Source organism: Clostridium sp. LXY-7, from assembly GCF_056172015.1.
This window is the reverse complement of record NZ_JBLLJL010000001.1, coordinates 1,320,391-1,333,758: the sequence shown is the minus strand read 5'-3', so window position 1 is coordinate 1,333,758 and position 13,368 is coordinate 1,320,391. Positions and strand designations below refer to the sequence as shown.

General features: G+C 30.5%; 9 protein-coding genes. 2 read left to right on the top strand and 7 right to left on the bottom strand.

The window, feature by feature from the left end:
• Nucleotides 1-48 precede the first annotated feature (48 nt).
• Entirely contained in the window at nt 49-1,824 is a 1,776-nt protein-coding gene (gene recJ / locus ACI48Q_RS06290) for a single-stranded-DNA-specific exonuclease RecJ (protein ID WP_474918190.1), read from the bottom strand.
• A 271-nt stretch (nt 1,825-2,095) separates the two neighbouring features.
• Between recJ and ACI48Q_RS06285 the strand changes: the two genes are divergently transcribed.
• Both ACI48Q_RS06285 and cls read left to right on the top strand, forming a co-directional pair.
• Entirely contained in the window at nt 2,096-2,914 is an 819-nt protein-coding gene (locus ACI48Q_RS06285; RefSeq protein ID WP_474918189.1) for a TIM barrel protein, read from the top strand.
• A 123-nt stretch (nt 2,915-3,037) separates the two neighbouring features.
• Nucleotides 3,038-4,474 carry a cardiolipin synthase gene (cls, locus tag ACI48Q_RS06280; protein WP_474918188.1) on the top strand — a complete coding sequence of 479 codons (1,437 nt, stop codon included), beginning with the start codon at nt 3,038-3,040 and terminating at the stop codon, nt 4,472-4,474.
• 130 nt (nt 4,475-4,604) lie between these two features.
• Here the strand turns inward: cls and ACI48Q_RS06275 are convergent, their stop codons facing one another.
• The 6 genes from ACI48Q_RS06275 to ACI48Q_RS06250 all read right to left on the bottom strand — a co-directional run bounded on the left by ACI48Q_RS06275 (nt 4,605) and on the right by ACI48Q_RS06250 (nt 13,352).
• Nucleotides 4,605-5,012 (bottom strand): hypothetical protein, encoded by a 408-nt coding sequence (locus tag ACI48Q_RS06275; protein ID WP_474918187.1) that lies wholly within the window; start codon nt 5,010-5,012, stop codon nt 4,605-4,607.
• Nucleotides 5,013-5,099: 87 nt separating this feature from the next.
• The gene (locus tag ACI48Q_RS06270; protein ID WP_474918186.1) at nt 5,100-6,146 is read right to left on the bottom strand and encodes an RNA ligase RtcB family protein; all 1,047 of its coding nucleotides are present in this window, start codon (nt 6,144-6,146) and stop codon (nt 5,100-5,102) included.
• A 272-nt stretch (nt 6,147-6,418) separates the two neighbouring features.
• A complete protein-coding gene (locus ACI48Q_RS06265; RefSeq protein ID WP_474918185.1) occupies nt 6,419-7,645 on the bottom strand; it encodes a M16 family metallopeptidase in 1,227 nt (408 codons plus the stop codon).
• A complete protein-coding gene (locus ACI48Q_RS06260) occupies nt 7,646-10,555 on the bottom strand; it encodes a DNA topoisomerase IV subunit A (protein WP_474918184.1) in 2,910 nt (969 codons plus the stop codon).
• 11 nt (nt 10,556-10,566) lie between these two features.
• Entirely contained in the window at nt 10,567-12,528 is a 1,962-nt protein-coding gene (locus ACI48Q_RS06255; protein WP_474918183.1) for a DNA gyrase/topoisomerase IV subunit B, read from the bottom strand.
• Between the two features lie 332 nt (nt 12,529-12,860).
• The gene (locus tag ACI48Q_RS06250; protein WP_474918182.1) at nt 12,861-13,352 is read right to left on the bottom strand and encodes a pyridoxamine 5'-phosphate oxidase family protein; all 492 of its coding nucleotides are present in this window, start codon (nt 13,350-13,352) and stop codon (nt 12,861-12,863) included.
• Nucleotides 13,353-13,368: the final 16 nt, after the last annotated feature.

Below are 13,368 nucleotides of genomic sequence, written 5' to 3'. Positions count from 1 at the left end.
AATTCAAATTATAAATTATCAATGAAATAAAGGTAGAGGGATGTAATTTTACATCCCTCTACTATTTTTAATTCCTTTAAGTTTTAATTGTAATAATCTTCTTCCATTAAATTCATTGATATCAGGTTCAAACAATATATCTAAGTATAAGTCATATGGTTTATGAAGCTGATTTACATAGTCATCTCCATAAATTTCCTCTAATAAATTTCTAACTTCATCTGCCTTATTAAAAAACAATCCCTCAATTAAATTTGACGTTTTTGGTATATTAAACTTAAATTTAACATGCTGATTTTCTTTTCCTAAAAAATTTATTTCCCATACCTTTACTGAAGTGGCCTTAAGTATTGGTCCTGGATTCCCCTTGCCGAAGGGAGCCAAAGTTTTAAACTCATGAACTACAGTTTCTGAAATATATTGAATTCCTATTGGAGAATCAACATTCATTTTTGAACATAAATCAATATCCTCCAATATAGTATTTTCATTTAATAATCTTCTAAATTTTTCAATATTTTCTTCATAAATAGAAAGTCCTGCTGCCATAGGATGTCCTCCAAATTTATAAAGTAAATCCTTACACTTTAGCATTTCTTCAAACATATTATATTCTTCAATAGACCTACCAGATCCCTTAGGCATGTCCTTACCACTTGTTAAAACAAAGGTAGGTTTACCATATTTTTCTTTAATCCTTCCAGCTACTATACCTGCTATGCTTTCATGCATATTTTCCTTATATACTACAAGTATTTTATCCTGATTTATTGTAGAGCTTTCTATTAACTCACATACCTGTTCTACACTAACAGTGGTTAAATCTTGTCTTTCTTTGTTTAAATTAAATACATTCTGAGCTAGCTCCTTAGCAAGGTTCTCATCTTCACATAACAACAACTCTAGAGAAAGCCTCGCAGTTTCAAGTCTCCCTGTAGCATTTATGCATGGTCCTATATTAAATCCTACATTATAACAGGTGACTTCTCTCTCAATTCCTATTACGTTTTTAAGTGCAATTATACCTATATTTTTTGTATTAGATAATAACTTTAATCCTTGTTTAGCTATTATTCTATTCTCATCTATTAAATCTACCACATCACATATTGTACCTATGGCTGCTAACTCTAAAAGCTCCATAGATTCTTCAAAAGCTATATTAAAGACCTCATATAATGCAATTGAAAATTTATAGGCTATACCAGCCCCGCAAAGAAGTTTAAAAGGATACTCACAATCCACTCTCTTCGGATTTACAATAGCATCTCCGGGCGGTAAAAGTAATACTTTCTCTCCATCTATTTCATTAAAAGGAAGTTCATGATGATCTGTAATAACTATCTTTAATCCTAATTCTTTAACCCTCTCAACTTCCTTCATGGCAGAAATACCATTATCACAGGTTATAATTAGATTATATCCATCTTTAGCTATAAGTTCTACCCTTTCTAGACTCATACCATAGCCTTCTTGCTCCCTATGAGGAATATAGAAATCTACATGGGCACCACATTTTTTAAGCGCCTTATATAAAACTCCTGTACTAGTTACTCCATCTGCATCATAATCACCATAAATCATTATCTTCTCATTATTTTTTATACTATTTACAGTAATATCTATAGCCTTATCCATATCCTTCATTAGAAGTGGATTATATAAATTTTCTAAGGATGGATTTAAAAATTTATTTATTTTTTCTACTGTATCTATACCCCTGTTATATAAAAGCCTCAAGGTTATTGGACTTATTCTTGTATCTTCATACAATTTTTTAATTTTATCTATATCACAAGGTCTTTCTTTCCAAATACTCTTCATTTAATCACCTACTGCTTAAAATTTAGTCCTTGACTGGTCATCATAATACCTTATACTGATAGTGTATACAGTTTTCAATGATAATGACCAATTCAGAGTGAAATTCTTATTGAATCTCACTTAATTCTTTATTGTCTATTGTTCATTATTATATCATGGATATGTAATGTTTGCATTGTATCTTAGAAACATAATCCATGGATATACTACTTTATTCTATCTAGTATACATAAACTATACATGCATAAAATTTTACTAATGAGGTGATTAAATGGATAAACTATTATTTGGTATTTCAGGACTTCCTCTTGGAAATGATAAAACTAAGTTCACATATAAAACTGGTATACCTTACTTAAAAACTCTAGGTCTTTCAGCTATGGAACTACCTTTTGTTCGTTCAGTAAACATTACTGATAAGAATAAAGATGAGGTTTTAAAGGCAAAGATTGAAAATAATTTTTATCTTTCAGCCCATGGTTCCTATTATATAAATTTAAATGCTGATGAAGAAGAAAAACAACAACAATCTATAGAAAGAATAATAAAAGGTGCTGAAGGTCTATTAAAAGTAGGCGGAAGAAGTCTTATATTTCATCCCGGTTTTTATTTAAAGGATTCAAAGGAAGAAACGCTAGAAACCATAGAAGAAAATCTTAAAAAACTACCTGACCTAGGTGTAGATTATAGATTAGAAACCACTGGTAAGGGAACTCAATTTGGCTCCTTAGAAGAACTGGTGTCCTTATGTAGTAGAGTGTCTACCTGTAAATTATGTATAGATTTTTCTCATATACATGCTAGATATAACGGTGCCTTAAAAGAATACGATGATTTTGCTAAAATTTTTACTTATGTAGGAGATAACTTGGGTGACCATGCATTATCAGATTTACATGTTCACATGTCTGGAATAAACTATGGTGAAAAAGGTGAAAAAAATCATTTACCTTTTGAGGAAAGCGATTTTAACTACAAGGCTTGTATGGAAGCTTTTAAAAATTTTAATGTAAAAGGATGTATTATCTGTGAAAGCCCAATTCTAGAAAATGATGCCCTTCTAATACAACGATATTATGAATCCCTATAATATATCTTATAATCCTTATTTATAATTAAATATATTACTTAAAAGTAAAGAAATTCTATAGGAATTTTAACAATAATTGATTATTTATAATTTATTACTAATCATTGTTAGAGAGGTGTTAACATGAATCTACCATTTGCTATTGGTACTACTATATTTATTATAAATATTATATTTATAATTTGTCTTATATTTATTGAGAGGAAAAATCCTTCTGTAACTTGGGCTTGGATAGTGGTATTAACCTTTGTTCCATTTATGGGCTTTATTATGTATCTATTTTTTGGTCAAAGTCTTACAAAGGAAAAACTATTTAATCAAAAAATAGCAGATGATGAAAGAAAAAAAATCTATATAAATAAACTAAAAGGAAATTATATACCTAATTCAGATTCTAATGAAAGTTCTGACTTGATAAAAATGAACTATAATAATGCTCATGCTGCCTATACTCAATATAACAAAACTACCTTATATTATGAAGGTAATAACCTTTTTCGTGATATCTTAGAGGAAATAAATAATGCTAAAAAGTTTATTCATATAGAATATTATATTTTCAAAAATGATGGTATAGGCACTAAGGTCATGGAGGCCTTGACTAAAAAAGCTTCTGAAGGAGTAGAAGTAAAGCTTTTAGTGGACTCTATCGGTAATAAACTTAAAAGGAGTCAAGTTAGGAAATTTAAAAAAGCAGGTGGAAAATACTCAATATTTTTTCCTAGCCTGATTCCCTATCTGAATAGAAAAATAAATTATAGAAATCATAGAAAAATATTGGTTATTGATGGTAAGCTAGCTTTTATCGGTGGTTTCAATGTAGGTGATGAATACTTAAATAAAAATAAAAAAATAGGTTACTGGAGAGACACTCATTTGAAAATTGAAGGTGAAGCTATAAATGATTTAGAAGCAAGATTTCTTCTAGATTGGAGCTATACCATGGAGGAACCCCTAAATGAAGACTATAACCAATATTTTTCTCCTATTATAAAAAATCAAAGTGATTATACGGTTGGTATGCAAATAGTTTCTTCTGGTCCTGATCATGATTATCCTCAAATTAAAAATGCTTATGTTAAAATTATAAATAACTCAAAAGAGAAATTATATATACAAACACCTTATTTTGTTCCAGATGACTGTGTCTATGAATGCTTAAAGCTTTCTGCCCTATCTGGTATAGATGTAAAACTCATGCTACCCGGTAAACCAGACCACAAATTCATGGCTTGGGTGGCTAACTCTTATGTAGAAGAATTACTTGAATGTGGAGTAAAGGTATATCTTTATGATAAAGGTTTTTTACATTGTAAAACCATGGTTTCAGATGGATGCATATGTAGCGTAGGCACTGCAAATCTTGACATTAGAAGTTTTGAGCTTAATTTCGAAACCAATGCATTTATATATAATAAAAAGGTATGTATAGAAATGGAAAATCAATTTTTGAAGGATTTAGAGCATTGTAGAAGCGTTAATCTAGAAAAATTTAAAAATAGAAGCCTATTAAATAGATTCCTTGAATCTATTTGTAGACTTCTATCACCACTGATGTAAATTACATATTAATTTGTTTATAAATTAATATGCATCCTTTCTCAGCTTTACTGAACTTTTCTTGGCTTTAGCAAACTCACCTGTGCATAAGGGCATATTTTCAAATAAAAGATGCTTCTCTGAGTTTTATTTATATAGTAGAATAAATCATCTCTTCATTCTTATAAATTACTACCTGTAATACCTTATCTATTACAGTGTAGTATATTTTTATGTCATCAAAATCCAACATATCTCCAAAAATTATATCTTTATAAATTAAATCTCCATTTTTATTTCTATTTTCTTCACCCTTGTATAGATATACTCCTGCAACCATACCATACTTATATCCTTTCAATGGTCCTTCTGTTTTTGTAACTATTAAAAAACAGTTATCACCAAAGCCTTCACCTTTTAAATCATCACTTTCTCTTCTTCCTAAGCCAAAGTGAACCAATCCCTCAATGGATACTAATACCGCTTCTTCTATTTCATCTTCATTTACGAATTGAAATTGTAATGCATTATGTTTCTTATTTATAATCTTTAAATCCAATGTACTCACCTCATAGTTTCTTCATTAATTTCTAGGAACATAGAAAACTCCCTCTTTTATTTTAAGAGAGAGTTAGTTTGACTTATATTATGCTTTATATGTGACTAATGGTTTAAGTTCTGCAACTAATTCTATCATTTCAAACTCTAATAAATCTTCAATAACTCTTTCAATATTTTTATATGCCTCTGGAGCTTCTTCATATATTAATGTTTTATCACTACACACTAGGTTATAACCCAAATTACCTTTTCTAATATTCTTGCGTAGATATTTTCCTTGCAACTTTTCCTTACAATTTCCTCTTCCCCATTTACGGCCTGAACCATGAGCTAAAGAGTAACCAAACTCCAAGGTGTCTTTTATAGGTTTTACAATGTATGAACTGGAACCCCTAGACCCAGCGATTATTAAATATTCTACATTTGCTGGTGCTGCACCCTTTCTATGAATAAAATACTCATCTCTTTTCTCTATTCCATTATGAATAGCTTCAATAATTATATCCTCAAGAGGAATATTTGTAGCATCACATAATTTTTCTGCTATAATTTTCCTGCTCTCTCTGCTGAATTCAATAGCCTTCTCATAGTCCGTCATATATTTTATAAAACCTTCACTTCCAACATTAAGTCCATTTTGACAATTATATTCTTCTATATACTTTCTTAGTACATATTCACCTAACCCTCTGGAGCCACTATGAACTAATAAATATATTTTCTCCGGATCTATATTTGCCTTCTTCAATATTTCTTCACAATATACTCTTGCAATAGAAGTAAATTCACCAAAATGATTACCCGATCCAATAGTACCTTTATTAAATACTTCGGTACTTATGTCATCAGATTTCATAAATTCCTCTAACTTTTTAACGACTTTTTCACATCTAAACTTTTTCTTTGAACAACTAGTGCCATAAAGACTTATAGAACATCCTATATCATTTCCTACTAAATAAGGATATATTATGCCTTTTGATATATATGCTACTCCTACAGGTGTCTTACCTGGATGTAAATCTGGATAAGCTATAACTCTCTCCATACCCTTCAGGTTGGAAAATCTTATAATCTGTTCCTCTGCCTCTGATTCAATCCATGATTTATTTGTTTTTATTATTCTATACATTAAATTATTCTCTCCTTATACTAACACATCATAAAAAATAATTGATAAATATTTTCTAAAATACCTAAATCAATATTTAAGATTATTTTATGTGAGAGAATATTTTCCTATTAAGTAGCTAAACTATAATATCTAGTTAAAAATACCTAATTAAACTTCCCTCACCACTTTAAATAATAACATTAACATCACGTCCTTTCAGTTTTCTAAATACATTATATCAATTAAAAAGGATAATTAAAACAATTAACTTGTTTTAATTATCCTATATATTATAACTTTACTTTTGGTGTAATAACCCCTAGTGCTCCTTTAGAAAACAATTTATGCAACATATTATGCATTTCTTCACTATTTCCATTTTTAAATCTGTAGAACTCACTTAAAAGTAGCTCTCCATCTCCATACATAATTTCATATACACAAAGTCTCATAGACAAAACTATGGATTTTTCTAACTCAAGCATTCTTTTTAGGTTTTGAGATTTAATATGCTTTCCATAGAAATCTTCATTGAATGTCTCTAGGTTCATTTTTACATTTTCTATACTGCTATTTATTATTGCTTTAACATGATTTAAATTTTCCTTTGAAGTACCTAGGGTTAAACTATAGAGCTTTATACCACTTTCATTTTTAATATTTCCTAATATATCATAAATAAGGCCTCTCTTGGTCCTCAACTCATCATAAAGTATAGAACTAGTACCTTGAGAAAAATACTCATTGAAAAATCTAAGTAACGTAATTTCTCTATGATTCAACTCATGAATAGGAAATATATATTGAAGCTTACATCCATTAATAGAGGAGTTTTCGTCTATATAATTACCTTCCATAGGATTTTCATATATAACTTCCTTATGTTTTCTCTCTCCAGAAAAGATCATAAAGTATCTGCTAATTTCCGTCATAACCTGCTCATATTCAAGCGACGTAACAATAGATATAACACAATTATCTGGAGTATAGTAATTATTATAAAATTCCTTAATGTTTTCTAATGTAAAACCTCTGACACTATCCTCAGTGCCAATAATTAATTCCTTTATTCTTCTCTTTTTAAAGCAATTATAAAATAAAAAGTCTTCACAGTACTGAGTTATATCATCTTTCCACTCTTTAAGCTCCTCTAATATAGATCCCATTTCTTCTTTAAAACCATCCTCCTTAAAAGATGGATTTAATACTATATCACTATATACTTCAAAGGCCTTTGAGAAGTCTTCTTTTAAACAGCTCCCATAATAAATCACATATGGGTAATTGGTCATAGCATTGTGAAAGCCTAAATATTTATTACAAAGAGTGTTTATATCTTCTTCACTCTTTGTATAAGTTCCCTTAAATACCATATGCTCTACAGCATGAGCTAATCCAGGTTTTGACACTGGGTCCATAGTTCCTCCAGCCTCAAAACCTATTGTAAAGGACGTAATATTCCCTACACTCTTCTCATATAACACTTTTATTCCATTAGATAGTATTGTTTTTCTCATTTATATTATCTCAACCCTTTCTATGAAGTCATCCTCCATAAACAACATTACATTTTTGCCTTTTCCTGCTCTATTCTGAGATAATACTATATTACTATCAATAATTTTTTCTTCTCCCTTTGAGGTTATAAGTTTTAAATTTTCTCCTAAGGCGTCTACACATAATTCCTGTTGATTAACTTTTTGTAAGGATTTTAATAGTTTAGTAAATACTACTTCATCACCATCCTTTAAAGTTATTCCAATAACTCCTGATGCATTTCTTCCCATAGGGCTAACCGCTTCTCCATTAAATTTAAGTGCCATACCCTTTCGAGTTATAACCAATACATCTAAAGGAGTGCTGCTTATCTGTACTGAAATTATTCTATCCTCTTCCCATTTAAATTTAGTTCCAACTCCATAAATATACTCTCCAAAGAATTCTCTTATACTGGTTTGCTTAACTATTCCCTTTTCCGTAAAGAACCATAAGCTATCTCCATCTTTAGTACTATCTATTGCTATAACGCTAACAACTTCATTTTCTTCACTGTATTCACTAAACAATTCTTTTATATTTATTCCACTCTTATCTATATTTTGTATCATTATTGCTGATAGTTTAAATAGTTCCCCACCAGCAGTAAAAAACAATAGTTCACTATTGGAGTTTGCCATAGTGCATATATTCTGAGAAGAGGTCCTATTTGTAATCTTAACCATTCCCTTTTTATTTAAAGATACATAGAATTCCCTATAGTTAAACTCATCTACATACTCACACTTTACTACTTTATCATCTTCCGTTAATAGAATTAATGATTTGCCTAATATAGTCCTATCTACTGGTTCTAGTTTTGGCTCTTCTACAGTAAAGTTTAACCCCTTGGCTGTAGTTATATCTACAAATTTTTCCTCCCTGTGTTTATCTACCAATGTAGCCTTAATTAAAGATTCCCCTTCTTTGAGCTTGATAGCTTGAAGTTTACTATAATTTGTAATGAACTTACTTAATTCTGTTTTCTTAATAAGGCCCTTTGAAGTTATAAACATCATATCTCTAGATATGGAAAAATCCGAAATTGTATAGCATTCTACTATAACTTCGCTCTCTAAATCCAAAGCTTTTATAAAACTTTGCAGCCTTTCCCCTTTTTCTCTCCATTTATACTCTAATAAATTAGCTACTTTATATTGATACATATTTCCTAGGTTTGTAAAAATACATATGGTATCCCTAGTGTTACATTCAAATAAAAATCTATTAAAATCTCCCTCTCTATACTCTATATCCTCTGTATTTTGGCTAGTTCTAGCAAAGGATTTTAATGAAATTCTTTTAATATATCCTTCATTAGATAAGGTTACTACCACATCCTCATCTACTATTAACTCTTCCAGATCTATTTTTGCTTCATTATCGTCATGTAAAATCATAGTTCTTCTAGGGTTATTGTATCTCTCTTTAACTTCTAAAAGCTCTTTTTTAACTACTCTAATAAGCTCTTTATCATTCTCTAATATCTTTTTAAGTCTTTTAATGGTAGCTTCTAATTCCTTATGTTCCTTTAGAAATGTCTTAATTTCAAGTCCTGTAAGCCTATAAAGCATCATTTCAAGTATAGCTTCTGCTTGAATATCGGTAAATCCATAACTCTCCATAAGGTTATTTTGAGCATCTTTTTTAGATTTTGATCCTCTTATAGTTTTTATAATTTCATCCATAATGTCTATAGCTTTAATAAAGCCTTCTACAATATGAAATCTTTTCTCTGCTATTTCTAATTCTCTTATGGTTCTTCTAGTAATTATCTCCTTTTGATGTCCTATATAGTGTTTGATAATGGTCTTTAGTCCCATGGTCTGTGGCTTTCCTTCTGCCAATGCCACCATGTTGAAGGATAAATTACATTGTAGCTCTGTTTTTTTAAATAAATATTTCAATACCCTATCTACAGTTTCTTCTGTGGTATTTTTCTTAAACTCTATAACAGCTCTAATTCCATTTCTGTCTGATTCGTCTCTTATATCTGCAATAGACTCTAAAGCTTTACTATGTTTTTTATCTCCTGTCGTGTCCGAGATAGCTTGAAGTAATCTAGCTTTATTTTTTCTGTATGGAAACTCACTTATTACTATACCTAATCTTCCATTTTCTAAAGTTTCTATATGGGTCTTAGCTCTTAAAGTAACCTTACCTTCACCCATTTCATAGGCTGAAATTAGTGCTTCCTCTCCTATTAATATACCTCCCGTAGGTAGATCTGGACCCTTAACATATTTCATTAACTCTTTTGTAGTTATTTCTTCATTGTCAGCATAAGCCAACGATCCATCTATGACCTCTCCTAAATTATGTGGTGGAATATTAGTAGCAAGTCCTACAGCTATACCAAAAGTTCCATTTACTAATAAATTTGGATATCTAGAAGGAAGAACCTCTGGTTCTTTCTCTGAATCTGAGTAGTTATTTACCATATTAACTACTTCTTTATCTATATCCTTCAGCATTTCCATAGCTATATTTGAAAGTCTAGCTTCTGTATAACGCATAGCTGCTGGATTGTCACCATCAATTGATCCCCAGTTTCCATGTCCGTCAATTAATGGTTCTCTTGTAGAGAAATCCTGTGCTAGAATTGCCATGGCATCATATACCGATGAATCTCCATGAGGATGGTATTTACCGAGTATATCTCCAACTATTCTAGCTGATTTATAATAAGGCTTATCTGGAAAAGCCTTTAGCATATATGCACCATATAAAATCCTTCTATGCACTGGCTTTAACCCATCTCTTACATCAGGAAGTGCTCTATCCTTGGCAACTTCTACCGCATAGGGTAGGTAGTTTTCTGGCATTACTTCATCTACAGGCACTTCAACAATGTTATTATCTATTGGAATATTTTCTTTTTTCTTAGCCATCATCACCCCTCCTAAAACTCAGCATATTTATACATATAGTTTCTTCTTGGCTCTACCACATCTCCCATTAAAAGAGATATCATTTTCTCAGCCTTAGCTGCATCCTCTATGGTAACTCTTTGTAGAGTTCTAGTTTCAGGGTTTAATGTAGTGTCCCAAAGTTGATTTGGATTCATCTCTCCAAGCCCTTTATATCTCTGAATAAGTGCACCTTTTCCAATTTCCTTCTTAGCCATCTCTAACTCTTCATCACTGTATGCGTATTTTTTAATTTCACCATTTTTAGTGTTTTTATATACTTTATATAGTGGTGGCATTGCAAGATATAGATGGCCATTTTGTATAAGTTGTCTCATATATCTATAAGCATAGGTAATCCAGAGAGTTCTGATATGATACCCATCCACATCCGCGTCACTGAGAATTATTATCTTTCCATATTTTAATTCTTCTTCTTTATAATTATCTAAAATTCCTGTACCTATGGCTGCATTAAAAATTCTAAGTTCTTCACTAGCTAAAACATTTTCCAGTTTTTGCTTCTCAGTATTCATAATCTTTCCTTTAGAAGGCATAATGCTTTGGAATCTTCTATCTCTGGCTTGCTTTGCTGATCCTCCTGCAGAATCTCCCTCTACCACTATAAATTCAGCATACTCTTTATCTTTCATAGTACAAACTGCTATCTTACCAGCTAGTGGAGATGTACCATTACCGACTTTTTTCTTCTCAGCTTCATTTATTTTTTTAATTTTTTCTCTTCTTGCAGCAGCAGATATAGCATTATTTATGATATTAGTAGCTAGTTCTTTATTATCTTCTATCCACTCACTAATTTTTATATAGGAGATTTCATTCATGACAGAATAGGCTTCAACATTTCCAAGCTTAGTCTTAGTTTGTCCTTCAAACACTGGATTAGTTATCTTAACTTTAACTATAGCTGTCATTCCCTCTCTAATGTCATCTCCCTCAAATTCTTTATCCTTTTCCTTGATAAGGTTTAGCTTTTTGCTCCACTCCTTAAATACTCTTGTCATTCCAGTTTTAAACCCTGTTTCGTGAGTTCCTGCTTCTTTAGTGGGAATATTGTTAACATAGCTAGCAATATACTCTGTAGTAGAATCAGTAAACTGAATACACACTTCACCTTCTACATTAATTCCATTAATTTGTCTTTCTCCAGAAAAAATAATAGGCTCCTTATGAAGAGGAGTTTTACTTTCATTTAAGTATTCTATAAAATCCAGTAGCCCTCTCTCTGAATGATATGTTTTTTCTATAGGTTCATCTTTCCTTAAGTCTTTTAAAACAATAGTAATTCCCTTGTTCTGGAAAGAAAGTTCCTTAAGCCTTTCATCTATAATATCAAATTTAAAGTCTACAGTTCCAAACACATCAGTATCTAGCATAAAAGTAACTTTAGTTCCACTATCATTGCTCCTACATTTACCTATTATTTCTAAAGACGTAGCTGGAGTTCCTGGCATATTCCGTTTTAGCTCAGAGTCATATCCGTAATGAAATCTTTGTTTATGTACTTCACCTTTCTGTCTAATCTCTACCTCCAGCCATTTAGATAGTGCATTTACAACAGCTGCCCCAACTCCATGCAGTCCTCCTGAGGTTTTATAGTTAGAATTATTAAATTTTCCACCAGTGTGAAGCTCCGTATATACCATCTCCACTCCTGATTTTTTCTTTATAGGATGAATTCCTGTAGGAATTCCTCTTCCATTATCAACTATAGTTACACTTTTATCTTTATTTAATATAATCTCTACCTTGTCCCCAAATCCATTGGTTATTTCATCAATAGAGTTATCTAAAATTTCCCAAATGCAATGATGAAGTCCCTTAGTTCCTGTGGACCCTATATACATACCAGGTCTAATTCTAACAGGTTCTAATTTTTCAAGGGATGTTAAGTCTGTAACTTCATATGTTGTATCTTTATTATTATTGTCTATCATACTATTCCTCCCATAAATTGAGTTACAAATGTTATTGTATAACTTTCTACTAAAGTAGTAAAGGTATTTATTTCAAAAATAGAAACAAACGTTCTTATATTTAGTGTATTGTAAAAAATAACCACCAATACAGATTCTATTATATTATGGAAATCAAAAGAGGTAAACTATTATAAACTTAAATATTTTATATAAAAATATTACTAAAATATTATTCCCATAGATTTTGCATATATGTGACTTTTTAAAAAGTATAAGGACTGTGATTTTTAGCTTTTAAAATACGCATAAAATACAGCCCTTCTTCATAATATACAATTTAGAATTTCATATTATTTCTCTACATCTCCTTCAAGATAAGATGATTTTCCAGAAATATGCTCAATAGAAATTTTTATTACATTTGTTCTATCTATACTGTTTTCTATACATGCATTTCCTGCTTTTATAAAATCAAAGGCATATTTTTCTACTATAGCCTTTAATGCTTCTATTTTCTCTTCCTTACTCTCTACTATAGATGCTTGTCCAAATACCACTATGCTATCATATCTTGTATCTAGTTTATTAGGTAGTATTTTTGTATCTCCAACTACTGTGAAGCTAACTTTATTATGATAGTTAATATTTTCAATTTTATGTCCATCATTTACTGCACAATGGAAGTATATAGCATTATTTAGTAGTACATAATTTACTGGTACCCCATAGCAGTATCCATTTTTCCCTAAGGTTGCTACTATTCCATATTCAGTTTTACGTAGAACTTCATAGCTACTTTCCTCATTCATTTTATATTTTGATAATTTTAATTCTTTAAACATAATATACCTCCTTATT